Annotated in this window: 27 protein-coding genes; 13 read left to right on the top strand and 14 right to left on the bottom strand. The window is 54.0% G+C overall.

All coding sequences use genetic code 11. The features are described 5' to 3' along the window. Positions 1 to 747: a 30S ribosomal protein S2 gene (gene rpsB / locus IZU99_05400; GenBank protein UOO38681.1), complete on the bottom strand. Its 747-nt coding sequence runs from the start codon at positions 745 to 747 to the stop codon at positions 1 to 3. A gap of 242 nt (positions 748 to 989) precedes the next feature. Then, positions 990 to 1,268, bottom strand: coding sequence for a YlmC/YmxH family sporulation protein (locus tag IZU99_05395; protein UOO38680.1), 279 nt, complete (start codon positions 1,266 to 1,268; stop codon positions 990 to 992). Positions 1,269 to 1,446: 178 nt separating this feature from the next. Here IZU99_05395 and IZU99_05390 point away from each other — a divergent pair, with 178 nt between their 5' ends. From IZU99_05390 to gltA, 8 genes are all read left to right on the top strand, one after another. Beyond that, the gene (locus tag IZU99_05390; protein ID UOO38679.1) at positions 1,447 to 1,803 is read left to right on the top strand and encodes a YlxM family DNA-binding protein; all 357 of its coding nucleotides are present in this window, start codon (positions 1,447 to 1,449) and stop codon (positions 1,801 to 1,803) included. 9 nt (positions 1,804 to 1,812) lie between these two features. Continuing rightward, the gene (gene ffh, locus IZU99_05385) at positions 1,813 to 3,171 is read left to right on the top strand and encodes a signal recognition particle protein (GenBank protein UOO38678.1); all 1,359 of its coding nucleotides are present in this window, start codon (positions 1,813 to 1,815) and stop codon (positions 3,169 to 3,171) included. Positions 3,172 to 3,237: 66 nt separating this feature from the next. Further along, positions 3,238 to 3,480 (top strand): 30S ribosomal protein S16, encoded by a 243-nt coding sequence (gene rpsP, locus IZU99_05380; GenBank protein UOO38756.1) that lies wholly within the window; start codon positions 3,238 to 3,240, stop codon positions 3,478 to 3,480. A 14-nt stretch (positions 3,481 to 3,494) separates the two neighbouring features. Beyond that, positions 3,495 to 3,725: a KH domain-containing protein gene (locus IZU99_05375; GenBank protein ID UOO38677.1), complete on the top strand. Its 231-nt coding sequence runs from the start codon at positions 3,495 to 3,497 to the stop codon at positions 3,723 to 3,725. An 18-nt stretch (positions 3,726 to 3,743) separates the two neighbouring features. Further along, positions 3,744 to 4,235, top strand: a complete 492-nt coding sequence (gene rimM, locus IZU99_05370; GenBank protein ID UOO38676.1) for a 16S rRNA processing protein RimM — start codon at positions 3,744 to 3,746, stop codon at positions 4,233 to 4,235. Next, positions 4,232 to 4,981, top strand: a complete 750-nt coding sequence (gene trmD / locus IZU99_05365) for a tRNA (guanosine(37)-N1)-methyltransferase TrmD (GenBank protein ID UOO38675.1) — start codon at positions 4,232 to 4,234, stop codon at positions 4,979 to 4,981. The genes rimM and trmD overlap by 4 nt, the downstream gene beginning before the upstream one ends. A 123-nt stretch (positions 4,982 to 5,104) precedes the next feature. After that, positions 5,105 to 5,953 (top strand): sulfide/dihydroorotate dehydrogenase-like FAD/NAD-binding protein, encoded by an 849-nt coding sequence (locus IZU99_05360; GenBank protein UOO38674.1) that lies wholly within the window; start codon positions 5,105 to 5,107, stop codon positions 5,951 to 5,953. Continuing rightward, positions 5,946 to 7,343, top strand: coding sequence for an NADPH-dependent glutamate synthase (gene gltA, locus IZU99_05355; protein ID UOO38673.1), 1,398 nt, complete (start codon positions 5,946 to 5,948; stop codon positions 7,341 to 7,343). Before IZU99_05360 ends, gltA begins: the two co-directional genes overlap by 8 nt. A 43-nt stretch (positions 7,344 to 7,386) precedes the next feature. Here gltA and IZU99_05350 read toward each other — a convergent pair whose 3' ends face one another. From IZU99_05350 to IZU99_05305, 10 genes are all read right to left on the bottom strand, one after another. Next, a complete protein-coding gene (locus IZU99_05350) occupies positions 7,387 to 7,617 on the bottom strand; it encodes an HPr family phosphocarrier protein (protein ID UOO38672.1) in 231 nt (76 codons plus the stop codon). Positions 7,618 to 7,656: 39 nt separating this feature from the next. Beyond that, positions 7,657 to 9,093, bottom strand: a complete 1,437-nt coding sequence (locus IZU99_05345; protein UOO38671.1) for an adenylosuccinate lyase — start codon at positions 9,091 to 9,093, stop codon at positions 7,657 to 7,659. Positions 9,094 to 9,117: 24 nt separating this feature from the next. Then, on the bottom strand, positions 9,118 to 10,296 hold the full coding sequence (locus tag IZU99_05340) for a cysteine desulfurase (GenBank protein ID UOO38670.1): 1,179 nt from the start codon (positions 10,294 to 10,296) through the stop codon (positions 9,118 to 9,120). 51 nt (positions 10,297 to 10,347) lie between these two features. Continuing rightward, positions 10,348 to 11,538, bottom strand: coding sequence for a pyridoxal phosphate-dependent aminotransferase (locus IZU99_05335; protein UOO38669.1), 1,191 nt, complete (start codon positions 11,536 to 11,538; stop codon positions 10,348 to 10,350). A 201-nt stretch (positions 11,539 to 11,739) separates the two neighbouring features. Beyond that, a complete protein-coding gene (locus IZU99_05330) occupies positions 11,740 to 12,165 on the bottom strand; it encodes an ACT domain-containing protein (GenBank protein ID UOO38668.1) in 426 nt (141 codons plus the stop codon). 14 nt (positions 12,166 to 12,179) lie between these two features. After that, positions 12,180 to 13,478 carry a phenylacetate--CoA ligase gene (locus tag IZU99_05325; protein UOO38667.1) on the bottom strand — a complete coding sequence of 433 codons (1,299 nt, stop codon included), beginning with the start codon at positions 13,476 to 13,478 and terminating at the stop codon, positions 12,180 to 12,182. A 29-nt stretch (positions 13,479 to 13,507) separates the two neighbouring features. Next, positions 13,508 to 14,083, bottom strand: a complete 576-nt coding sequence (locus tag IZU99_05320) for an indolepyruvate oxidoreductase subunit beta (protein ID UOO38755.1) — start codon at positions 14,081 to 14,083, stop codon at positions 13,508 to 13,510. Further along, complete coding sequence (gene iorA / locus IZU99_05315; protein ID UOO38666.1) at positions 14,083 to 15,828, bottom strand: indolepyruvate ferredoxin oxidoreductase subunit alpha; 1,746 nt, start codon at positions 15,826 to 15,828, stop codon at positions 14,083 to 14,085. The genes IZU99_05320 and iorA overlap by 1 nt, the downstream gene beginning before the upstream one ends. Before the next feature lie 163 nt (positions 15,829 to 15,991). Then, positions 15,992 to 17,551, bottom strand: a complete 1,560-nt coding sequence (locus tag IZU99_05310; protein UOO38665.1) for a sodium:solute symporter — start codon at positions 17,549 to 17,551, stop codon at positions 15,992 to 15,994. A gap of 38 nt (positions 17,552 to 17,589) precedes the next feature. Next, positions 17,590 to 19,227 (bottom strand): AMP-binding protein, encoded by a 1,638-nt coding sequence (locus IZU99_05305; GenBank protein UOO38664.1) that lies wholly within the window; start codon positions 19,225 to 19,227, stop codon positions 17,590 to 17,592. Positions 19,228 to 19,508: 281 nt separating this feature from the next. Between IZU99_05305 and IZU99_05300 the strand changes: the two genes are divergently transcribed. The 5 genes from IZU99_05300 (at position 19,509) to nrdR (ending at position 24,521) form a co-directional block, all read left to right on the top strand. Further along, positions 19,509 to 21,791: a DNA internalization-related competence protein ComEC/Rec2 gene (locus IZU99_05300; protein ID UOO38663.1), complete on the top strand. Its 2,283-nt coding sequence runs from the start codon at positions 19,509 to 19,511 to the stop codon at positions 21,789 to 21,791. Positions 21,792 to 21,820: 29 nt separating this feature from the next. After that, the gene (gene holA, locus IZU99_05295; protein UOO38662.1) at positions 21,821 to 22,864 is read left to right on the top strand and encodes a DNA polymerase III subunit delta; all 1,044 of its coding nucleotides are present in this window, start codon (positions 21,821 to 21,823) and stop codon (positions 22,862 to 22,864) included. Continuing rightward, positions 22,861 to 23,448 (top strand): DUF4093 domain-containing protein, encoded by a 588-nt coding sequence (locus tag IZU99_05290; GenBank protein ID UOO38661.1) that lies wholly within the window; start codon positions 22,861 to 22,863, stop codon positions 23,446 to 23,448. Before holA ends, IZU99_05290 begins: the two co-directional genes overlap by 4 nt. 199 nt (positions 23,449 to 23,647) lie before the next feature. Next, positions 23,648 to 23,923, top strand: a complete 276-nt coding sequence (locus tag IZU99_05285; GenBank protein UOO38660.1) for a hypothetical protein — start codon at positions 23,648 to 23,650, stop codon at positions 23,921 to 23,923. Positions 23,924 to 24,065: 142 nt separating this feature from the next. Then, positions 24,066 to 24,521, top strand: coding sequence for a transcriptional repressor NrdR (gene nrdR / locus IZU99_05280; GenBank protein ID UOO38659.1), 456 nt, complete (start codon positions 24,066 to 24,068; stop codon positions 24,519 to 24,521). On the opposite strand, the gene IZU99_05275 is transcribed toward nrdR, so the two are convergent. Next, entirely contained in the window at positions 24,522 to 24,902 is a 381-nt protein-coding gene (locus IZU99_05275; GenBank protein UOO38658.1) for a DUF4363 family protein, read from the bottom strand. Further along, positions 24,899 to 25,579: a DUF421 domain-containing protein gene (locus IZU99_05270; GenBank protein ID UOO38657.1), complete on the bottom strand. Its 681-nt coding sequence runs from the start codon at positions 25,577 to 25,579 to the stop codon at positions 24,899 to 24,901. Before IZU99_05270 ends, IZU99_05275 begins: the two co-directional genes overlap by 4 nt. Positions 25,580 to 25,671: the final 92 nt, after the last annotated feature.

The following is a 25,671-nucleotide window of genomic DNA, read 5'->3' as shown; positions in this document are numbered from 1 at the left end:
TTATTCTGCCTCCTCTTTTGCCGGTGCCGCTGCCGCTTCCGCAGCAGGCGTTTCGGCAACGTCAAGACCCTGGCGGCCTTCCTGAACGGCGCTGGCCATGGCCTGCGAAATGAGTCGAATAGCACGGATGGCGTCGTCGTTGCCGGGGATGATATAATCAATTTCGTCAGGATCGCAGTTGGTATCAACAATCGCGACAATCGGGATTTTCAACTTGCGTGCCTCGGCGATGGCGTTGCGCTCTTTGCGGGGGTCGACGATAAAGAGAGCCGACGGGAGCTTTTTCATGTCCTTAACGCCGCCGAGATATTTTTCGAGCTTTTCGATTTCATTCGAGAGCTTGATAACTTCCTTTTTCGGAAGCATGTCAAATGTCCCGTCTTCCTGCATTTTGCGCAGCTGGGCGAGACGGTCGATGCGGGTGCGCATCGTTTTAAAGTTTGTCAGCATGCCGCCGAGCCAGCGGGCGTTGACAAAAAACATGCCGACGCGCTCTGCCTCTTCCTTAATGGCATCCTGCGCCTGCTTCTTCGTGCCGACGAAAAGGATTGAACCGCCGTTTTCGCTGAGCGTGCGGACGAAGTTATAAGCTTCTTCCAGCTTTTTAACCGTCTTCTGCAGGTCGATGATATAAATGCCGTTGCGCTCCATGTAGATATAGTGCGCCATTTTGGGGTTCCAGCGGCGTGTTTGATGGCCGAAATGGACACCCGCTTCGAGAAGCTGTTTCATTGAGACTACTGCCATGATTTTTCCTCCAATTTTGTTTTTCCTCCAGCCTCATCAGCTTTCACGCCGACCTTACGGCACACGGCGCGAAATCCGAGGCTGTGCGTATTTGTACAGCAAATGGTAGTTTAACAGATAAATCCGCTAAAATCAAGTACTAATGTTATATACAATACGAATTATTTTTATTATGATGATGCATGGAAAAAGGCATGATCGCCAGCCCGTGCCGACGATCATGCCCATTAGGTGCGTCTTACTTATACCCAAATAAACTTGCGGCGTTTTTCGCGGCGGTAATCGCCGCCGACGTCGATGAGGATGATGTCCTCCCCGATGCAGCGAATACACTCCCACGGGATGACATAATCGTCTTCATGCCAGAACAGGCCGAAGAATCGGCACGGCCCCGGGACAACGATGGCGATGACACAGCCCGTCAGGGTGTCGACTAGGACGTCACAGACAAAACCCAGCCGAAAACCGGTGCAAACATTGATGACCTCCTTGCACCGAAGGTCGGCGATCCGACACTGCATGGTCAGCACTCCTTTACGCGTTATCCGTTTCATTTTATTCCCGCAAAGTTAAACTATGTCTTCAGCCAAGCTCTCCCAGTCGACCGCCGGTAAAACTGCGCCAAATACAGCTTGACGGACGGCGCTTTTTGCTGTATCATGTGTCAAGTAATAATGCTTAACACCGGAGGCGGCCAGTATGACGGATAAAAAGCTCCAGATGGCGATGCTTTTTGATTTTTACGGCGACCTTCTGACGGACAAACAGCGCGAATACTTTGACCTCTACCACAACGAGGATCTGTCGCTTTCCGAGATTGCGGAAAACGCCGGGATTTCCCGCCAGGGCGTACACGATTTGATTATGCGGGCGGAAAACACCCTGTCGGCTGTTGAGCGCAAAACCGGCCTCATTCAGCGCTTTGCACTGATGCAGTCCGTGGCGGATAAAGCCGCTGCGCTTACCGGTGAATTACTGGCCGAGCAGGCGCAAAACGGCACGCCGTCCCGGCGGCTGCAGGAGCTTTACGATATGTTAAACGGTCTGAAAGGTTAAGGGACTTTTATGGCATTTGAAAGCCTTTCCGAAAAACTTGGCGCAGCCTTTAAAAAGCTGCGGGGTAAAGGGCGACTCCACGAGGCTGATATTAAGGAGGCCATGCGGGAGGTTCGCCTCGCTCTTTTGGAAGCCGACGTCAGCTTTAAGGTCGTCAAGGACTTTATAGCGGCTGTCAGCACCCGCGCCGTCGGCAAGGACGTTTTGGAGAGCCTAACCCCGGCGCAGATGGTCATTAAAATTGTGAACGAAGAGCTCACGGCTTTGATGGGCACAACAAACGCTAAAATTCAAATTTCGTCAAAACCGCCGACGATTGTCATGCTCGTCGGCTTACAGGGCGCCGGTAAGACGACGAATGGCGCGAAGCTTGCAGCGCTTATGCGCAAACAGCACAGCAAACGTCCCCTGCTTGTCGCGTGCGACATTTACCGCCCGGCGGCCATTAAGCAGCTTGAAACGGTTGGCAAGCAGCTCGATTTGCCCGTTTTCCAGATGGGGACGGCCAATCCCGTTGAGATTGCCACGGCAGCCATCGCGCACGCCAATAAGCACGGCAACGACATGGTTTTTCTCGACACCGCCGGTCGCCTTCATATCGACGAGGCGCTGATGGATGAATTAAAAAATATCAAGGCTGCCGTTCAGCCCACAGAAATTCTGCTCGTCATTGACGCCATGACCGGCCAGGACGCCGTCAACGCGGCGCAAGCCTTTGACGATGCATTAGGCATTGACGGCATTTTGATGACAAAGCTTGACGGTGACGCCCGCGGCGGCGCAGCGCTTTCCGTCCGGGCTGTGACGGGCAAGCCCATCAAATTTGCCGGTACCGGCGAAAAGCTTGACCAGATAGAGGTTTTCCACCCCGACCGGATGGCCTCACGGATTCTCGGCATGGGCGACGTGATGACCCTCATCGAAAAGGCCGAGCAGAACTTTGATGAGAAGAAAGCCCGCGAGATGGCGGAAAAGCTCTCAAAAAACAAGTTTACGCTGACGGATTATTACGAACAGCTGACGCAGCTCAAATCGATGGGCAGCCTGTCGGATATTGCCGGGATGCTGCCGGGCGTCGACGCGAAGGCGCTGGCCGGGGCCTCCATCAACGAAAAGGATATTACAAAAACAGAGGCCATCATCCTGTCAATGACAAAGCGTGAGCGCGACAACCCGTCCCTCTTGAACTCCAGCCGGAAAAAGCGCATCGCCGCGGGGAGCGGCACGCAGGTCGTTGACATCAACCGTTTGCTCAAGCAATTTGAAATGATGCAGACCATGACAAAGCAGATGTCGAAGGGCCGCATGCCCGCGATGTTCGGTGGCGGCAAAGGCCTGAAAGGCAAAAAAGGTCTTTTTGGTTTTTAACACATAACGTCATTTAATATCACTTGATATTGAATTATAAAATCTATTTAAATAACGGAGGCAAATATCATGGTAAAAATCAGGCTGCGCCGCATGGGCGCGAAGAAAAACCCCTATTACAGAATCGTCGTGGCCGATTCCCTCTCCCCGCGCGACGGCCGCTGCATTGAGGAGATCGGCTCATACAACCCGCTGACCGAGCCGGTTGAACTGAAAGTTGACGCTGAGCGCGCACAGTATTGGATCAAAAACGGCGCACAGCCGACCGACACCGTCAAGGCGCTTCTTAAAAAATCCGGCGCTGTTTAATCCGAGGAAAGACAATGAAAGAGTTGCTGCTTTATATCGCGCAGAATCTCGTCGACAACCCCGACGACGTCACCGTGACGGAAAAGGAAACCGAAACAGAGACGGTTTTTGAGCTGCGTGTGGCGCAGAGCGACATGGGCAAGGTCATTGGCCGTCAAGGCAAGGTTGCCAAGGAAATCAGGGCGCTCATGCGTTCCGTCGCCCAGCGGCAGGGCAAGCGCATCAGCGTTGATATTGTCGACTGATGATATCGGAGGTCATCCATGCTCAAAGAGTTTCTCGAAGCCGGAAAGGTCACGGGGACGCATGGCATCCGCGGCGAGGTTAAAATCCAGCCGTGGGCCAACACCCCGGCCTTTCTCGCCGCGTTTAAAACGCTCTATCTAGACGGCGTGCCCGTCGCTGTTATTTCGGCGCGGGTGCATAAGGGCAGTCTCATCGTTTTATTTGGCGGTGTCGAAACCATCGACGATGCCGTCCGGCTGAAAAACAAAACAGTCTTTATTAAACGGGATGACGCGCCTTTACCGCCGGGCGAGCATTTTATTGCCGATCTGATCGGGCTTGACGCCTTTGACGACGATACGGACGAAAAGCTCGGCCGCGTGACGGACGTTTTAACGCTCACGCCGCATAATGTGTACGTTATTACCGGTACGCATGAAATCCTCATCCCGGCCGTGTCCGACTTTGTCCGGCGCGTTGACTTGGACGCCGGTATGATTACCTTTCACCGGATCGAGGGCATGTCATGATTATTGATATCATGACGCTTTTTCCCGAGACGGTCGGCGATGTGCTTTCTGAGAGCATCATCGGCCGCGCGCAGGAGCGGGGCTTTGTACGCGTTGTTTGCCATCAGATTCGCGATTATACGACGAACCGGCAAAATCAGGTGGACGACTACCCCTATGGCGGCGGACGCGGCTGCGTCATGCAGGCACAGCCGCTCTATGACTGCTGGAAGCACATCTGCGATGAAGCGGGCTCACGCGTTCACACCATTTACCTCTCCCCCTGCGGGACGGTTTTTACACAGGCAGACGCCATCCGTCTTAAAAACGATTATGACAGACTGATCCTCGTCTGCGGCCACTATGAAGGTGTCGACGAGCGGTTTATCGAGGAGAGCGTCGACGAGGAAATTTCGCTGGGCGACTTTGTTTTGACCGGCGGCGAAATCCCGGCGCTCGCCGTTGCCGACGCCGTCTGCCGCCTTGTGCCAGGCGTTTTGCCGGATGAATCGTGCTTTACGAACGAAAGCCATTGGAACGGCCTTTTGGAATACCCGCAGTACTCAAGGCCGGAAATTTGGAACGGCCGCCGAGTGCCGGAGGTGCTCTTATCCGGTCATCATAAAAATATTGACAAATGGCGGCGGAAACAGTCGATTCTCCGCACGCGTCTGCGCCGCCCTGATTTATACGAGAAGCTGTCGTTTCAAGACAAGCAGGACCGAAAGCTTCTTGAGGAAATCGATAAAGAACTCAAAAAAGAGTAACTTGCACATCACAAAAATAATACAAAAAAAGTCGAATCGGCTATAAGCATGATATTTCCGCTGGTATAATCGGTTGCGTTGGACTAAAATGAAAATAAAATGTCAGGGAGGTCTATAAATTACATGTTTCGAATTGCTACAAAAAAGAAACTGAACGATGCGGTTACCTTAATGGAAATTGAGGCACCTGAAATCGCAAAAAAGGCGCTCGCCGGGCAGTTCATCATCTTCAAGATCGATGAATTCGGTGAACGCGTCCCGCTGACCATTGCGGATACCGACCCTGTCCGAGGGACAGTGACGATTATCTTCCAGATCGTTGGTCGCTCCACGATGCTGCTTGATCAGCTCAATGTGGGCGACACGATTGCCGATTTTGTTGGCCCGCTCGGTATCCCCACGCATATTGAGGGCATCAAAAAGGTCTGCATTGTCGGCGGCGGCGTCGGCTGCGCCATCGCCTACCCCTCCGCTAAGGCCCTTTTCAATGCCGGTGCCGAGGTTGACATTATTGCTGGCTTCCGCAGCCAGGACATTGTTATCCTCGAAGACGAGATGAAAAAGGTCTGCAAAAATTATTACCTGATGACCGACGACGGCACAGCCGGTGAAAAGGGCTTTACAACAACAAAGCTCAAATCACTTTTAGAGGCCGGTAATCAGTATGATATGGTCATCGCCATCGGCCCCATTATTATGATGAAACTGTTGTGCGACACGGCAAAGCCCTTTAATGTGCCCTGCACGGTCAGCCTCAACCCCATCATGATCGACGGCACCGGCATGTGCGGCTGCTGCCGCGTCACGGTGGACGGCGTCATGCGCTTTGCGTGCGTTGAAGGCCCTGATTTTGACGGCCATAAGGTTGACTTTGACGAGCTTATGAAGCGCAACTCGATCTATAAAGAGCGTGAGCAGCATGATCGTGAGCATGTTTGCAAACTGACGGGAGGTATCAGAACGCATGGCTAACATGGACAAGAAAAAGACCCCGATTCCGGAACAGGAACCGCAGGTCCGCAATAAAAACTTCGAAGAAGTCGCGCTCGGGTACACCGAGGAAATGGCCAAAAACGAAGCCGCCAGATGCCTCAATTGCAAAAACAAGCCATGTGTTGAGGGCTGCCCCGTTAACGTGCGCATACCCGAGTTTATCGGCAAAATTTCTGAGGGCGACTATGAGGCCGCTTATGAAATTCTGACCTCCACGAACAGCCTCCCCGCTGTCTGCGGCCGTGTCTGCCCGCAGGAGTCTCAGTGCGAGGCCAAATGCGTCCGCGGCATCAAGGGTGAGCCTGTCGGCATTGGCCGCCTTGAGCGCTTCGCCGCCGACCGCCACATCACCTGTGCGGAGAAAAAGGCCTGCCCGACGATTCAGAAAAACGGTGTGAAGGTTGCCGTTGTCGGCTCCGGCCCGGCCGGTCTCACGTGCGCGGGCGACCTGGCGATGAACGGCTTTGACGTCACGGTCTTTGAATCCCTTCATGACGCTGGCGGCGTTTTGATCTACGGCATCCCGGAATTCCGACTCCCGAAGTCGATCGTTAAAAAAGAAGTCGAGCAGCTTCAGGGCTACGGCATCACCATTAAAACGGATATGGTCATCGGTAAGACAATGACGATTGACGAGCTGTTCGCTGACGGCTATGAGGCTGTTTTTATCGGCAGCGGCGCGGGGCTTCCCCAGTTCTTGAACATTGAAGGCGAATCGCTTTTAGGCGTCTACTCGGCCAACGAGTACTTAACGCGTATTAACCTCATGAAGTCCTACAAGGACGGCTACGATACGCCGGCTGTTAAAAGCAAGCGCGTCGCCGTCGTCGGCGGCGGCAACGTTGCCATGGACGCGGCACGCTGCGCGCAGCGCATGGGCGCTGAGAAGGTTTATATCATCTACCGCCGCTCGATGGACGAGCTGCCCGCCAGAAGCGAGGAAGTGCACCACGCCATCGAAGAGGGCATTGAGTTCCAGCTTCTCAGGAACCCCGTCAAAATTATCGGCGATGAGAACAGCCGCGTCGTCGGCATCGAATGCGTTGAAATGGAGCTCGGCGAACCCGACGCTTCCGGCCGCCGCCGTCCGATTGCCAAGGAAGGCTCCAACTTCGTCATCGATGTTGATACCGTCATCATCTCCGTTGGCACGAGCCCGAACCCCCTCATCAAGTCCACGACGAAAGGCCTGGAAGCCAACAAGCACGGCTGCCTTGTCGCCGACGAGAACGGCGCGACAACGCGCGAGGGTGTTTTTGCGGGCGGTGACGCCGTGACAGGTGCCGCAACCGTTATCCTTGCCGCAGGCGCCGGTAAAACGGCCGCCAGCGCCATGATGAAATACCTCGAAGAGAAAAAGAAAAAATAACGCATCAACAGACAAACCGGCCGCTAAAAAGCGGCCGGTTTTATTATTGTCTTATAAATGGCGCGATGTCTCCTTCAAAGGCTGACAAATCGCCTTCCCCCTCGACGACGAGCGTCAGCTCAGACTCAATCGTCAGCAGCATAAGCCCAAGGAGGGATTTCGCGTCCGCCGTGCCGCTATTGCCGTGGACCCAGATGTCAAACGGGTATTTCTCGGCGATTTTATTGAGGTTGAGCGCGTCCTCCGCCGTGACAACGCGGACGTTGTAGGTCATCGTAACAGCCCCTTTCAAAAGGCGCGTCGCCGAATGGTTCTAAACCTTCAGCTCTGTCTCAGCGTCAAGGCGGGCGTCAGCCATCGCCTCTAAACGCGGGCGGACAACTGTTTCCAAGAATTCTGTCACCTGCTCCGGCGCCCGGCCGATATATTTGGCCGGGTCGAGTTCTGCGCGTATTTCCGCCTCGGTCAGACCAAAGAGCGGGTCATCTGCCAGCCGGGTGATCAAATCGTTGGCAAGGCCTTCTTCTTTCACAACGCTCCCGGCTGCGACCGAATGGACGCGGATGGCCTCATGCAGCTCCTGCCGGTTGCCGCCTTTTTTGACGGCCTGCATCATGATGTTCTCCGTCGCCATAAACGGCAGCTCCTCACGGATGTGCTTGTCGATCACTTTTGGATAGACCTTGATGCCATTTGCAACGTTGAGACAGATGTTTAAGATGGCGTCAACCGCTAAAAACGCCTCCGGCACCGACAGGCGCTTGTTGGCCGAATCGTCCAGCGTGCGCTCAAACCACTGGCTCTGCGCCGTGATGGCAGCGTTTTGCGCGTCAACGATAACATAGCGCGACAGCGCGCAAATGCGCTCACAGCGCATGGGATTGCGTTTATACGGCATGGCCGACGAGCCGATCTGTTTGCCTTCAAACGGCTCTTCGCACTCCTTGAGGTGGCTTAAAAGCCGCATGTCGGTTGCAAATTTCGCGGCGCTCTGCGCGATGCCGGAGAGCGTGCCGAGCACAAACGCGTCCGTCTTGCGGGAATACGTTTGGCCGGAAACCGGGACGACGCCGTCAAACCCCATCTCTTCGGCAATAAGAGCGTCCAGCTTTTTTATTTTTTCGTGGTCGCCGTCAAAAAGCGCCATGAAGCTCGCCTGTGTGCCCGTTGTCCCCTTTGAGCCCAACAGCTTGAGCGTTTGCAGGCGGAAATCGACTTCATCGAGGTCCATGACGAACTCATTGAGCCAAAGGGCTGCCCTCTTGCCGACGGTTGTCAGCTGGGCGGGCTGAAAATGGGTAAAACCAAGCGTCGGCAGGTTTTTATACTGCTCGGCAAAGTCCGCCAAACGCTCTATAACGCCGAGGAGCTTGCCTTTGAGCAGCCGGAGACCGTCACGCATGAGGATGATGTCTGTATTATCGCCGACGTAGCAGCTTGTCGCGCCGAGGTGTATAATCGGAAACGCTGCCGGGCAAACGTCACCAAACGTGTGGACATGGGCCATGACGTCGTGCCGCAGCTTTTTTTCCATCTCGGCGGCCTTCTGATAGTCAATATCCGTTAAATGCGCCGCCATCTCATCGACCTGTGTATCCGAAATCTCAAGGCCGAGCTGTTTTTCCGCGCGGGCAAGCGCCAGCCAAAGCCTGCGCCAGGTTGAAAACTTTTTGTCGGCGGAGAACAGATACAACATTTCGTCGCTCGCGTAGCGGGATGATAAGGGGCTTTCATAAACGTTTGTCGGCATTGTGTTGTTCCTTTCGGGCAATTATCAATAGTCGTCGAGATTAATATATTTTGGGACAACGCGCTCGGCGGCGGCTCTTTTAAGCGCCGCAGGCAGCGCTGCAATGATCTGATTCATTTGCTCGGGCGTATTGTATTCGCTGATAGACAAGCGCAGGGGTGCGGCGTTTTCCATTTGAGTTAGCCCGAGGGCTTTGAGGATGCGGGACGGCTCGCCGGAACCGGCGCTGCAGGCGCTGCCGGCGCTGGCACAGATACCGGCTTCGTTGAGCGCGGCAATAAGAGGCTCTCCGCTGATCCCACTAAATATAAAAGAGGCGATTCCCGGTACGCGTTTTTCCGGGTGACCCGTCAGTTGGACGCCGGGCATTTTTAGAATCTCTGTTGTCAGCATATCGCGCATCGCCGTTGTCTTCCCGACGATTTCATCCATTCGGCTTGACGCGTCACCGAGCGCCGCCGCCATGCCGACAATGCCGGAAACGTTGAGCGTGCCGGAGCGCTTCCCTTTTTCCTGCCCGCCGCCGATGACCATCGGGGGCAAAACCGTTCTGATATTGATATACAGCGCGCCGACACCTTTCGGACCGTGGAATTTGTGGGACGAGATGCTGAGCATGTCAACGCCCAGCTCGCCGACATAAATCGGAATATGCCCGGCTGCTTGAACGGCATCCGTATGAAAAAGGACCCGGTGCTTTTTTGCAACAGCACAAAGCTCACGAATGGGCTGGATTGTCCCGATCTCATTGTTGGCCGCCATAATGCTGACGAGAATGGTATCTTCGCGAATGGCTTCTTCAAGCTGCTCGGGGCTGACAAGGCCGTAGCGGTCAACCGGCAGAAATGTGACCTCGTACCCCTTTTTTTCCAGATACTGCGCCGTTTTGTAGACAGCGCTGTGCTCAATCTCGGTCGTAATTAGGTGGCGGCCCTTCTGCCGCAGCGCGACGGAGGACATAAGCGCCCAGTTGTCCGATTCCGTACCGCCGGAAGTGAAGTAGATCTCATTGACGCGCGCGCCGAGGCAGGTGGCAATTGTTTTTCGGGATTCTTCGACAGCGCTTTTGGCTTGTGTGCCATAGCTGTGCGTTGCAGACGGGTTGCCGAAGCTGTCCCTGAAGTACGGCAGCATCGCATTTAAAGCGATGTCCGAGACAGCCGTTGTCGCCGCATTGTCCACGTAGATTCTTTGATCTGTCATACGCGTTCCTCCGATTCCAAAGCCTTTATATTCAGTTGTTTTGCCTCTTTTTTATCCTTTCAGGAATTTTTCGAGCCGGTCAAGCCCCTTTTCAATATTCTCCATCGACGCGGCGTACGTAAAGCGGACGAATTCCGGCGCGCCGAAGCCGACGCACGAAACAGCGGCAACGAGCCCCTTTTCGAGAAACGCCAAAGCAAAATCGTCGGCGTTATGGATGACACGGCCGCCAAGTGTTTTACCGAGGAGCTTTTTAATGTTGAGCATGACGTAAAAGGCACCATCAGGTTTAATACAGCCAACGCCTTCCATGGCGTTGATGCGCCCGACGATATAGTCTCGCCGCTTTTGAAAAACGTCGCGCATGGCGTCAATGCCGTCCTGTTCACCGGAAAGCGCCTCACAGGCGGCAAACTGGGAAATTGTCGACGGCGCGCTGGTGGCGTGGCTTAAATAATTCGTCATGACCGTTGCGAGATTTTTCGGCGCAGCGGCAAACCCGATGCGCCAGCCCGTCATGGCGTAGGACTTGGAGACGCCGTTAATCAAAATGGTACGCGCCTTCACGTCTTCCCCAAGAGATGACACGCTCGTGAATTTCTTGCCGTCGTAGACGAGCCTGTAATAGATTTCATCGGAGATGATATAGAGATCATGCCGGACACAGACGTCGCAAAGGGCTTCAAGCTCATCCTTTGTATAAAGCATCCCTGTCGGGTTGGAGGGATTGTTGAGAATACAAAGCTTCGTCTTGTCCGTCACGGCCGCCTCCAACTGGGCTGCCGTGATTTTAAATCCGGCTACCTCCCCGGCTGCAATCACGACGGGGATACCGCCCGCCATTTTCACGGCCTCTGTGTACGTCACCCAATAGGGCGCCGGGATGATGGCCTCGTCCCCGGGATTGAGAAGCGTCATCAAGGCGGCGAAAAGGTTGTGCTTGGCACCGCTGGCGGCAACAATCTGCGTATAATCATAATCGACACCGCAGTCAAGGCGGAGCCGCTCAGCCGCTGCCTTGCGCAGCGGGATGATACCGGCGACAGGCGTATATTTCGTCTGTCCGTCGCGGATAGCGCGGATTGCCGCTTCTTTAATATGATCGGGCGTGTCAAAATCGGGCTCGCCCGTGCCGAAGCCGACAACGTCCAGCCCGTCTGCTTTCATCTGCTTGGCAAGCGCGTCAACGGCCAGTGTGGTGGAGGCCTGCACGGCCAGTGCGATGCGCGATATGTCCTTCATGGATGATTCCCCTTATTGAACAGAGCTCCGCCGAATCAAGCGCTCGGCGTGCTGCCTGTTATTTTAACAGTATTATATTTGAATTCCGTGTTCAATGCAAGCGCGCTGCGGAAATTGCGCCGGATTTTCAGAGCTGTTTATCGCATGCGAATGACACAGGATTTTAAAAAATCCGGTGCCTTTGCGGCACCGGATTATCCATTATTGAAGGGCGCTGCCACTGGCAGGCTTGACGCCATTTTGCGTAAGGATCTCGGCGGCTTTTTCGTTATCCTCCACGCGGAGGATGACAAATGCCCGGCCCGGCTCATGCGTAATGAACGCGTAGACGTATTCCACGCTGATGGCCGCATCCGACAGGGCTCGCAGAACCTTGGCGAGGCTGCCCGGCGCGTCCTCAACGGAGACGGCAAGCACTGGATTGACACTCGTAACGCAATCGGCCTCGCGCAAAACGGCGAGCGCTTTCGACGTGTCGTCCACAATCAGCCGGAGAATGCCGAAATCGGACGTATCCGCAATCGACATGGCTCTGAGATCGATCCCGTTTTGACCGAGCGTCTCGACGACATCGACGAGCTTACCGGGCTTGTTTTCCACAAAAACAGAAATTTGATCAATCGTCATAGCGTGTGCCTCCTTTAAATTTTCCGTTTGTCAACAACGCGAACGGCTTTGCCCTCGCTTCTTGTGAGGCTTTTCGGGGCTTTAAGCGTGACCTTTGCCGAGATACCGAGCATTGAGCGGAGCTTATCCATCAGCTCATGCTCGCGCGCTTCAATTTGCTTGACCGTGTCGGAGAACATCTCCGGGTTCATCTCCACACAGACTTCCAGGGTGTCTGTATGATTGACCCTGTCCACAATGATCTGGTAATTGGCCGACAGGCCATACGCTAAAAGCACTGTTTCGATTTGTGACGGGAAGACATTGACGCCGCGGATGATGAGCATATCGTCGCTTCTCCCCATCGGCTTTGCCATCTTAATAAGCGTTCGGCCGCAGGAACATTTCTTGCGTTCCAGCACGCAGATGTCGCGCGTTCTGTATCGCAGAAGCGGAAAAGCCTCTTTCGAGATGCAGGAAAAAACGAGCTCGCCCTTCGTCCCTTCGGGGAGCACTTCGCCCGTGTCGGGATCAATGATCTCGGCGATGAAATGGTCTTCGTTAATATGCATACCCGTTTGCTCTTCACACTCAAACGAGACGCCGGGCCCGATGATCTCCGTCAGGCCATAGATATCGTACGCCTTAATGCGCAGCTTCTCTTCCAGGCGCTCGCGCATCTCCTGGCTCCAAGCCTCCGCGCCGAAAATGCCGGCCTTGAGCTTGATCTGATCACGGAGCCCCTGCTCTTCAATGATCTCTGCGAGAAACTCGGCGTACGACGGCGTGCAGCAGAGAATCGTTGACCCGAGGTCGACCATGAACTGAATCTGGCGGTCGGTATTGCCGGAGGACATCGGCAGCGTCAGGCAGCCGACGTTGTGCGCGCCCCCGTTGAGGCCCATGCCGCCCGTAAACAGGCCGTAGCCATAAGCCACGTGGACGACGTCGTCCTTCGTGCCGCCTGCTGCGACGATGGCGCGCGCACAGCAGTCGTCCCACAGGTCTAAGTCGTTTTGCGTGTAAAAGGCGACGACGCGCTTGCCCGTTGTCCCACTCGTGGAGTGAATGCGGACGCAGTCATGAAGCGGCGCTGCCAGAAGGCCATATGGGTAGGCGTCACGAAGGTCGGTCTTCGTGAGAAACGGCAGCTTATGTAAGTCGTCCGTTGATTGAATGTCGGCGGGTTTGAGACCCTTTTCATCCATGAGCTTTTTGTAGTACGGCACATTGTCGTACATCCGCCTGACCGTTTGAACAAGCCGCTCATCCTGAATTTTTTTCAGCTGCTCCGGTGCGGCGCATTCAATTTCCGGCTGGAAGTAGTTTTGCATTGAAATCATTCCTTTCTGTCGGATTTTGCTTATTCGGCGCTCTTCCCGAGCGCAAAGGCCTTTTTGTTGAGCTCAAGGAATTTTTGGGGGACGCTCTCGGCAATCGCCTTATCCCAGGCATCTTCCGGCAGCGCAAAATATTTGGACAATCGCCCCATCAGGACAATGTTCACCGCCTTGGACGAGCCCGCCGCTTTTGCCAGCGTCAAGGCGTCAAACGCATCGATATCAGCCCCGGCCGCTTTCATGGCGGACACCAGGTTATCGGGATACGCGGCAGCGCCTGTAATGACCGGCATGGGGTCAATCTGCTGCGTATTTGTGATAATTTTCCCGTCCGGCTTTAGATAGGACAGCCAGCGGGCCGCCTCCAACAGTTCAAAAGATACGATGTAATCGGCTTCGCCGGTATCGATAACGGGCGACGCCACTTTGTCACCGTAGCGGACGTATGTCACGACGGAGCCACCGCGCTGGCTCATGCCGTGCACTTCGCTGACCTTGACATCATAGCCCGCGTTTAAAAGGAGCCTGCCCAGGAGCTTGCTGGCCAGAAGCGACCCTTGCCCACCGACGCCGACGATCATGATATTTTTTGTCTCCATCACTTTGTCGCCTCCTCCGTTGTTTCAAACGCGCCGAAGGCGCAAAGCTGTGTGCAGACGCCGCAGCCGACGCAAAGCGTTGCGTCCACAGTCGCCTTCCCGGCGTTAAAACTGATGGCCGGGCAGCCGATATTCATACAGCTTTGGCAACTTTTGCATTTGTCCGGGTCAACCTTTAAGGGCGGCTTCGGCTTGACCGATTTTAACAGCGCGCACGGTCGGCGCGAAATAATAACAGACGGTTCAGGTGCCTCCAGCTCCTCTTTGACGGCGTCAATGCACTGCTGCAGATCATAAGGGTCGACGACGCGCACACGCCGGATACCGACGGCACGGCAGAGCGCTTCCAGATCAATTTTCCCGGCCGGGTCACCCTTGATGTTAAACCCTGTTGTCGGGTTTTGCTGATGGCCTGTCATGCCGGTAATCGAATTGTCCAAGATGATAACGGTTGAATTGGAGCCATTATAAGCGATGTCAATAAGGCCCGTGACACCCGAGTGCATAAACGTTGAGTCACCGATGACGGCGACGGCCCTTTTTTCGCCTGCTTCCCCCAGCGCTTTGTTAAAGCCGTGCAGCCCGGAAATCGACGCGCCCATACAAATCGTCGAATCCATCGCGGCAAGCGGCGGCATGGCACCAAGCGTGTAGCAGCCGATATCGCCGATGACGGCCGCCTTGTTGCGCACGAGCGCGTAAAAGAGGCCGCGGTGCGGGCAGCCCGCGCACATGACGGGCGGCCGCATCGGAATATCAGCGTCCAGCGTTCGGCCCGGCGTTGCCGGAATTCCCAGCTTTTCTCGGATGAGATTTTGCGAAAACTCGCCGACGACGGGGAAAATGTCCTTCCCGGAAACCGTCAGGCCAAGCGCGCGGCAATGCGCCTCAATAAAGCTGTCAAGCTCCTCGACGACGAAAAGCCGGTCAACCGATGCGGCAAAATCACAAATAAGCTTCGTCGGCAGCGGCCAGACGAGGCCGAGCTTTAAAATGCTGACGGTATCGCCGAAAACTTCCTTCACGTATTGATAGGCCGTGCCGGAGGTGATGATGCCGAGTTTTCTGCCGCCCTTTTCAACGCGGTTTAAGTCGCTCGTTTCGGCAAAGGCGGCAAGGCTTAAGAGCCGCTGTTCAACGACGGGATGCCGCCGCTTGGCATTGCCGGGCATCATAATGTACTTTGCGCCGTTTTTTTGATACGGAACAGCCGGTTTTTCAGTGCGTGGGCCTGTCTCCACGACGCTTTGCGAGTGGGAAACACGCGTACATAAGCGCAAAAGCACCGGCGTGTCAAACCGCTCCGACAGCTCGAAGGCTGCCTTTGTCATCTCGAGGCATTCATCAGAATTCGACGGCTCGAGCATCGGCAGCTTGGCTGCCCGCGCGTAATGCCGCGAATCCTGCTCATTCTGCGACGAGTGCATGCCGGGGTCATCGGCCACGCCGATGACCATACCGGCGTTGACACCGGTGTATGAAATGGTAAACAGCGGGTCGGCGGCCACGTTGAGGCCGACGTGCTTCATTGCGCAGAAGCTGCGCTTCCCGCCAAACGACGCGCCGAAGGCGACCTCCATCGCCACTTTTTCATTCGGCGCCCATTCGGAATAAATCTCATCGTATTGTGAAACGAACTCCGTCATCTCTGTACTGGGCGTCCCCGGATAACTGGAAACAACGCTTGCCCCGGCTTCAAAAAGCCCTCTGGCAACCGCCTCGTTTCCGAGCATCAAGACCTTCAAGCAAAGATCCTCCTTTAATGTTGTCCGGCCGTTGGAGGCCGACGCTACTTGCTGTATTATATCATCACCTGCCGCCCCTGTAAAATTGAAATTAAAGTTTTATGGCTAACAATCGGCACAAGGGGCGACTGTTAGCCATAAACAATTTATTGTAATAGGTTTTTTATTTAACGGCTTTTTTATCAAAGCAGCTGAAGATACTTTCGATCTGCTGCGCGTCCGGCTTCTTTGTGATGAGAGAGACAACCGGAATGATGACAAGGCTTAAGAGCATGGTAATCACGCCTGTAATGATCGGTGATGAAATGAATCCGATGAACGTATTAGATACTGAGATACCAGCTGCGGTCATGGATGGAATGATGAAGAACTTGAGAATCATGTTGAGCACAGTCAGGCCGACGCCGACGATGAAGGACGTCCAAACAGCGGGCCTTGTGACACGTTTCCAATATAGGCCGTAGATGAATGGGCCAAGGAACGAACCGGCGAGCGCGCCCCAGGAGATGCTCATAAGCTGTGCAATAAACGTCACCGTCGATTTATATTGGAAGAGCGCGAGAAGTGCGGAAATCAAAATGAAGACAGCCAGCAGAATTCGAATTGTCAGGACCTGTTTCTTTTCGGTCATATTTTTAACAACTGTCCCCTTGATGAAGTCAAGCGTTAGCGATGAACTCGACGTCATGACGAGCGCCGCCAAGGTGGACATGGACGCTGAAAGAACAAGAATAACGACGATGCCGATCAGAATATCCGGCAGCGTGGACAGCATACTCGGCACAATTCTGTCAAAGACAACGACATTCTTGCTGTACAGCGCGGAAGAATCAAAAAGCCTGCCGAAGCCGCCCATGAAGAAGCAGCCCGCTGAAATGACAACAGCGAAAATCGTTGAGATAATCGTCCCTTTCGCGATGGATTTTTCATCCTTGATGGCATAAAACTTGTGAACCATCTGCGGCAAGCCCCATGTTGCAAGCGATGTCAAGATAACAACTGCAAAAAGGTTTACTGGATCGGGGCCAAACAGCGATGTAAACGCGCCAGTCTTTCCTGTTGCAGTAGGCACCTGGGAGAGGGCTGTCAGCGCGTGTGAAAAGCCGCCCTGACCGTTGATAACGGCAAGGACGACGGCTACGACGCCGCCCAGCATAATAATCCCCTGAATAAAGTCATTGATGGCTGTGGCGAGATAACCGCCCAATATGACGTAAATTGCCGTTAAAACGGCCATTGCGACGATACAGACCGAATAGTCAATGTTGAACGCCATGCCGAATATTCTGGACAGGCCGTTGTAAAGCGATGCCGTATATGGGATCAGGAAAACAAACAGAATTGCCGACGCGGCAAGCTTGATGCCCTTGCTATTATATCGCTTTGAAAAGAAATCGGGCATGGTAGCGCTGTCTAAATGATGCGTCATAATCCGAGTCCGCCGTGCGAGAATGAGCCAAGCGAGCATGCTGCCGATAATGGCGTTGCCAATACCGACCCACGTCGCCGACAGGCCGAATTTCCAGCCAAACTGGCCAGCGAACCCGACGAACATGACGGCTGAGAAATACGTTGTGCCATAGGCAAATGCCGACATCCACGGTCCGATGCTGCGCCCCCCCAGCACGAACTGATTGACGTCTGTTGCCTTTTTACGGCTGTAGATGCCGATGGCGATGGTGGCTGCGACAAATACGAGAAGCAGAATTAATTTTACGGTCATTGCGCACTCTCCTTTATGTAAATTTGTTTATCCCCTCTTTACGCGTTGTTTTGGTCCGCTACAAGACTTTCGGCGCCGTAGAGCTTGCGAAGGCGCGGTTTTTCAATTTTTCCCGTCGGGTTACGCGGAACATTGGCAAAGACGATGCGGTGCGGTCGCTTGTATCGCGGCAAATCATGACAGAAATTATTGATGCTCTCCGCCGTGCAGGTATGCCCCTGTTTGATTTCAATGATGGCTGCCGAAATCTCGCCGAGACGGGCGTCCGGCAGACCGATAACGGCCACATCCTTCACATCTGGGTGCGCGCTTAAAAAGTTTTCGATTTGGACGGGATAAATGTTTTCACCGCCCGTAATGATAACGTCCTTTTTCCGGTCGACGAGGAAAATAAAGCCGTCCTCATCCTGCTGCGCCATATCGCCCGTAAAAAGCCAGCCGTCGCGGAGCGTGTCCTGTGTTGCCTTGGGGTCGTTATAATAGCACGTCATGTTGCCGTCGCCTTTGACGCAAAGCTCGCCGACGTCGCCTTTTTTCACGTCATTGCCGGTTTCATCAACAATTTTGACAGCCCAGCCATGGCCGGGAATGCCGATGGCGCCGACCTTGTGAATGTTTTCAACACCAAGGTGCACACAGCCGGGTCCGCTTGACTCCGACAGGCCGTAATTCGTGTCATATTGATGGCTCGGAAAATATTCCCTCCAGCGGCGGATCAGGCTCTGCGGCACCGGCTGCGCGCCGATGTGCATCAGCCGCCATTGGCCGAGCTGATAGTCGGATATTTTGAGATCACCGCGGTCGAGGGCGTTTAAAATGTCCTGCGCCCATGGGACGAGAAGCCAGACGATCGTGCACTTCTCGTTCGAGGCGGCCTCAAAAATGTATTTCGGATCCGTTCCCTTTAATAAAACGCCTTTGCCGCCAACAAGAAAGCTGCCAAACCAGTGCATCTTCGCGCCCGTGTGATACAGCGGCGGGATACAGAGGAATACATCGTCCTTTGTCTGGCCGTGGTGGGCCTGCTCGACTAAGCAGGCATGCATCAGGCTGCGGTGTTTATGTAAAATCGCCTTAGGGAAGCCCGTTGTGCCGGAGGAGAAATAAATAGCGGCAAAATTGTCATCCGTGAGGCTGATATTTGGCGAGGCGCTCGAGCAGTCGGCCGTCAGCGCTGCGTAGCACTCGGCAAAAGAGGGGCAAGCCCCCTCCCCGGCATACAGAAGCAGACGGTTTTTGCCGATATCCTCGGCAATCTCTTCAACGCGGCCAATAAATTCCGGCCCGAAGATCAAAGCGTCTGCCTCGGCGAGGTCAAGGCAGTATTTGATTTCTGCCGACGTATAGCGAAAATTGAGCGGAACAGCCAGCGCGCCCGTCTTCAAAATTCCAAAGTAAATGGGCAACCATTCAAGGCCGTTCATCATCAGGATGGCGACCTTGTTTCCTTTATTGATGCCGCAGCCGAGCAGGAAGTTGGCAAAGCGGTTTGCTTTTTCGTTAAAAATATTCCAGGTAATCTCCCGCCTGTAATACGGCGCGTAGGACGGCTCAATGAGGTCGTATTCCTTCCACGTGACGTGCCGGCGGTTCTTCTGTTCGGGATTTATTTCGACGAGGCATACATCGTCCCCATACAACTTGCAGTTTGTTTCAAGAATCTCTGTAATCGGCATGCAGATACCTCCTTGTATTGATCCGAGCAACAAATTGCAACCGTCTGGGCGTCTCGTCGCAGCGGCGCTGTTTATATCTTTATTGATTTAAATTCCCTGGGATTTAAATCAATATGTCTTTAAAGTGTTGAAGCGACTATACCAAATGACCATCTTTTTGTCAATTCATGACCCCGCCGAAAATGCAGGCGCTCATTTGGGCGCTCCGTCAGTATTTGCTTTACAAAAGCTGGCACGAATGATACCATTTTAGTTGAAAAGAGAGAAAAAGGGGCGATGTCATGCGCAAGCTGGCGACGGCGGCCGCGTCTTTTTCAGCCGCCGTTTTTATATCGCTGAAGCTTCTTCCGCCGTCGTTTGTTTTGATCGCGGCGGCAGCGGCCGCCGCTTTGTCGCTCTTTGGCCTGCTGTTACACGGCCCTGCACGCCGTCGGTTTTTTCTGATCGCGCTATCCCTGTCGGCCGGTTTTCTCTGGGTTGGCATATACAAGGCCGTCTTTTATGAACCGGCCCGCCAGCTTGACGGTCAGACACGAACCGTTAATGCCGTTGTCTGCGATGCGCCTATCGTGACTGACACAGTGACAAGGCTGCCCGTTGCCGTTTCGCTGGCTGGTCACCCCGCCGTCCGCACGCAGCTGTATTTGTACGATAACGACGGTGTTTCCGGCCTCGCGCCCGGAAACACTATAACCGTGACGGCGCGCTTTCGCCTAGCTGATACGATGTACGGCGAGGAGACCGATGTTTTCCTGTCAAAAGGCGTTTATTTGTTCGGTACGGTGACAGGCCCCGTGACGGTGACGGACAGCAGCAAACCGGTTTTGTTCCTCCCGGCGCGGGTTGCCGCTGCCGTCCGAGAAATGATTTCAAGGCTGTTCCCGGCAGACATTTCCGGTCTGATGCGCGCGCTCATCATCGGTGATACGTCTCAATTAAGCCGTGCGTCCGCGTTGTCCGCCGCCCTGTCGGCCACCGGCACGACGCACATTATTTCCGTCTCCGGCATGAATATCGCTTTTTTGATGGGGTTTGTTGGCCTGCTTATCAAAAACAGGCGGGCACGGGCGCTTGTCGGCATCCCTCTTGTATTCGTCTTTATGGCTGTTGTCGGCTTTGCGCCACCCGTCACACGCGCGGGGATCATGCAGATTTTCATTCTGACGGCACCGTTTGTCAAAAGGGAAAGCGACCCAGTAACGGCCTTGTCGGCGGCGCTCCTGCTCATATTACTCTTTAACCCGTTTGCGGTCGGGAGCATCGGCCTGCAGCTGTCCTTTCTCGCGACGCTCGGCATGATTCTTATGACAGAACGCCTGAACACATCGCTTCTCCGCCCGCTGGCGCGCTATAAAATCCTTCAGCGGCGGTTTTTGAAAGGCATTATCCGGTATGTCGCGGCAACACTGGCAGCGACGGTGGGGGCGCTTGTCTTCACGCTGCCGCTGATTGCTTTGTCCTTCGGCACCGTTTCACTGCTTGCGCCCGTTACAAACATTGCCGTTCTCTGGGCGTGCGAGGCAGCGTTCTGCCTCGGTATTGCAGCCGTCGTCCTTGGCTTTATCTGGTTTCCGCTCGGCGCGGCGGTCGCTTTTCCCGCTTCCCTCTTGGCGCGGCTTATGACGGCGGTCATAGAATTTTTTGGGCACACGCCGCTTGCTGCCGTTTACACCGCCAATCCGGCCATCACGGTCTGGCTTGTCGCGCTGTATATCATCTTTGGCGCCGTCCTCCTTCTCAGACTGAGCAAACGCCACCTCATCGTCCCTGTCTGTCTGTCGTCCTTAGCGTTGTGTTTCATCCTGACAGTGACCGCTTTTTATTTCGACAGCCCGGCCCTTTCCGTGACGGCGCTTCAAATCGGCCAAGGCCAGTGCCTTGTTCTGACAAGCCGCGCCGCCACCGTCGTCATCGACTGCGGCAGCTCGAGCGGCAAGGACGTCGCCGATATTTTGACAAAATACCTTCAAAGCCGCGGGCGGACAACGGTTGACCTGTTAATCCTCACGCATTTTCATGCCGATCACGCAAACGGCGTTTGCGCCCTTTTATCGCGTGAAAAGGTGTCGGCTATTCTGATGCCGGACCCCGCCATCGACAGCGGCACGCTGCCGGAGGACATCCGGCGCACCGCCCGCACACATGATGTTGCCGTCATCGAGGTGACGCAAAACTGTGCGGTGACGGCAGCCGATACTGTTTTGCATGTTTACGCGCCGCTCGGTGACAGCGGCGAAAATGAACGCGGTCTGTCAATTCTCTGCTCGAGCGGTGATTTTGACGCGCTCATCACCGGCGATATGAACGGCGCGCAGGAAAAAAGGCTTTTGGCATCGGCCGAGCTGCCTGATATCGAGCTTTTAATCGTCGGGCACCACGGCTCAAAAACGGCGACGTCCGATGACCTGCTCCAGGCCGTTTCGCCGGAGATTGCCGTCATATCCGTCGGCTATAACACTTATGGCCATCCCGCGCCGGAGACACTCAAAAGGCTTTATGACAGAGGCATTCTCGTCTATCGAACCGACGAGGCAGGTCCCGTCACAATTAAATCAACGGCTTAATACAAACGCACAGAATCGAGGTCATTTTTATGGCACAAAAAAAAGACAGCAGCGGGTACGACACGCTGCGCGCAGCCATCAGCACCGGCACCATCGGCAACCTGTATATCTTTCACGGCGAGGAGCGCTATCTGCTGGAAAACAGCCTTGGCGCCATCCGGGAGCGGCTCGTCGTCCAGTTTCCGGAATTCAACCATAAGCGCTTTGACGGGCGCGGTCTCACGATGGAAACACTTGCCGAAGCGTGTGACACGCTGCCCGTTTTTTCGGAACGGACGCTTGTAGAGGTAGAGGACTTTGATATTTTCAAGGCCGGTGAAGAGACAAAGAAAAAGCTCTATGACCTTTTGTCGGCGCTGCCGGACACCGTCTGTCTCATCTTCATTTATGACACGCTGGACTACAAGCCCGACGGGCGGCAGAAAATAGCAGCGCTTATAAAAGACCGCGCTGTGACCGTAGAATTCACAGTGCAGGACGCCTCCAAGCTTGTCCGGTGGATCAAAGCGCACGTTGCCGACGCCGGTAAAAAAATTGAGACGACGGACGCCGAATATCTGGCTCTCATGACCGGCGGCCTTATGACAACATTAAACGGCGAAATTGAAAAGGTCTGCCAGTACGCCTCCGGCAGCACCGTCACCCGCGCCGACATTGACGCGCTCGTCGTACCCGTGCTCGACGCCGTCACGTACAAGCTGACAGACCAATTGGCAGACGGCCAATTTAGCAATGCCCTGCAAACGCTCTCTGACCTTTTAAGCCTGCATGAGCCGCCTCACAAGCTGCTTTTTTCCATCGGATTGAAGCTCCGACAGCTTTTGGCGGCACGCGTTTTGCTTGATAATGCCCTCGGTGAAAAAACGCTGATGACGCTTGCCGGTATCCGCTATGATTTTCAGGCAAGAGGGCTATACGCCAGCGCTCGGAAAACGCCGCTGTCTTATGCGCGCCAAGCTGTTACGGAAAGCGCCGAGACGGCTTTGCGCTTAAACGGCGGCGGCGACCCGGAAAAGCTTTTAACAGAGCTTGTCGTTCACTTGGCCGTTTTACGGAAAGGGGCGGCGTCGTGAAACGTGTTTCGGAAGTCATTGTCGTCGAAGGGCGATACGATAAAAACACCGTTAGTCAAGCCGTTGACGCCACGGTGATCGAAACAAGCGGCTTTCAGATATTTTCCGATGCGGAAAAAGTTGCCCTGCTGCGCCGCCTAGCCGCAAAACGCGGTTTGATTCTCTTAACTGACAGTGACGGCGCCGGTTTTCTCATTCGCGGCCGCCTGAAAAGCCTGCTCGGCACAAACAACATCAAAAACGCCTATATCCCCGACGTTTTGGGGCGCGAAAAGCGCAAGCGCACCGCGTCGAAGGAGGGCAAGCTCGGTGTTGAGGGGATGCGCCGCGATGTGATTATTGAGGCGCTTGTTCGCGCCGGGGCAACTTTTTTAACAGAGAATGCCGCCACCCCAACGGGCGACCCCATCACAAAAGCCGATTTATTTGAGCTTGGGCTGTCCGGCACCACTGGGAGCGTTAAACGGCGGCAAGCCCTCATGAAAACCCTTGACTTGCCGGAGCGCTTATCACCGAACAGCTTTTTAGATGTGCTCAACGTTCTCATGACACGAGAAGAATTTTATCGTCTGGCGCAAATTTGAATTGACATTTATGCCAAATTATCTCTAATTAATTTGACCCTTGTCTATACAGCGGGGATGAATACCGTATTCTGTCGCAAAATGTGGTGTATTTGTCGAATTTTGTCGTATTCTGCGCTATTTTACGATGGAATTTATTAAAGTCCTGTGGAATAATTTCGATGAAGTAATTATTTTAGGGGTGGTCTGGGTGCGTCAGATGGAAATTTGTCAGAAGCTCTTGTCCTGCGAAGAAAAGCCCGCGCAAACACTTGTTTACTTCATTACGATCGAAGACACTGCCGACAAAGACGATGGCATTTGCTGTGAAAATTACGGCGTCGGCGTGACGGTTACTGAAAGCGGCGAAACAGCGCTTGTTTCAAACGTCACCTTTTCTCAGACAGATATCCTTACACTGGCAGACCTTTTGGCTTCCCATCTCGTCACGCCGACAACAATGCAGGACGTTATCAGCGACTGGCTGTGCACTTGACATAAATAACAAATACAGTAACGGTATACGATCAATTTTATCGCATACCGTTTGTTTTTTTGTGTACATATCGGGTCTTTTTATGTTATAATGGCTGTTGTTTCATCGGCCAGACATAAAAAGATAGAACGGAGGCCCATTTATGAAATGCCCCTACTGCGGTTATTCCGAAAGCCGGGTCATCGACTCAAGGCCTGCTGAGGAGGGCGCCACCATTCGCAGAAGACGCGAATGCCTCTCCTGTCAGAAACGGTTTACGACGTATGAAATCATGGAGCGCGTTCCCCTTGTCGTTATCAAGAAAGACGGCAGCCGCCAGACCTTTGATAAAATGAAGATTTTAAACGGCATGCTGCGCGCCTGTGAAAAACGCCCCGTCCCGCTGGCCGACCTCCAGAAGGCCGTTGACGAAATTGAGCAGGATCTCTCAAACTCATTAGAGCGCGAGATTGACTCCACCGCCGTCGGCGAGCTCGTGATGAAAAAACTTAAAACGCTTGACGAGGTCGCGTATGTTCGCTTTGCCTCGGTATACAGGCAGTTTAAAGACCTCAACACCTTTATGAACGAGCTCAACAAGCTCCTCAACGACAAATAATCAAAAGATACTGCCGATTTTGATCTGCTCGATCGCTGAAATGCTATGCAGTCTGGCTCTTGCCGCCTTGGCAGCGCCTTCGGCACCACCTGATTCACGCGCGTATATTTTTTCAAGTAGGTCGTACAGCGCGTCCGTCGCCGCATCGATCTCCGGATGCCGGAGCACGAGATGCGTATACCCGTCGCTTCCCTCCCATAATGCTGATGCCTCTTCGGCTTTTCGTCCGGCAGCGTCCCACTTTTCTGCCGCGGCGTACGCACCGGCCTCATCGACAAGTTGTGTGACATGATCGGTCAGCTTATTTAAAAAATAAATGTTGACAATAGCGGCGGCAATTATAAGCGTAAAAAACACGCCGATAAAAAGTTCCTTTTTCATGAGACGCCCTCTTTTTCGGCAAAATAAATCCGCCCGGCCTCGTCAACCGTCATCAGATAGACCTTTTTGACGTCTGGAATGTTACGGTTTGAGAGCTGGCGTTTGAGCCAGATGTCGTTATACCCCATTTTTTCGAGATTGTTGCTCAACACCCTGCCGTCATTAACGATCATGACCGGGTAAGCCGTATCGTCTGTCTGCACGTTCATCTGTTTTGGCGTCAGCGGTGATTGATCGGCGTAAAGAAGCGTCGAAAGCGACCCGTCCGTTTCCAAAACAGCGTACTTGACGGTGCTGATATCCGAAATATCCTTTTTGCGCAGCTGCTCGGACAGCTCGTCGAGCGTAAAGCGGTTCTTTTTCATTTCAGACTGAATGATTGTTCCCTTTTGGATGACAAGGCTCGGCTTGCCACAAACAAACGCCCGAAATTTCAGGCTTTTGATAATAAACGCCGAAACAAAAACTTCGCAGCACAACAGCGTCACAACCGGTACGAGCCCGTATAAAAGCGGCGTGCCGATATCCTGCAGGGGATGCGCAGCGAGGTCTGAAATCAAAACGGCGACGACAAGCTCCGCCGGTTCCAGCTCGCCGAGCTGCCGCTTGCCCATCAGGCGCATAGAGACGATGATCGCGATATAGATAATGAGCGTTCTGATTATTGAGATCGCCAAACCATCACAACCCTTCGTATTTTTACGTATTATTTCCTCCCTCCGGCCGGATATTTACCGCCCGACTGGAAAGTTCTAACGCCATCGCGCGG

The sequence above is a fragment of the Oscillospiraceae bacterium CM genome (genome assembly GCA_022870705.1).
Taxonomy (GTDB): domain Bacteria; phylum Bacillota; class Clostridia; order Oscillospirales; family Oscillospiraceae; genus Sporobacter.
This window is presented reverse-complemented; position numbering and strand designations above follow the sequence as displayed.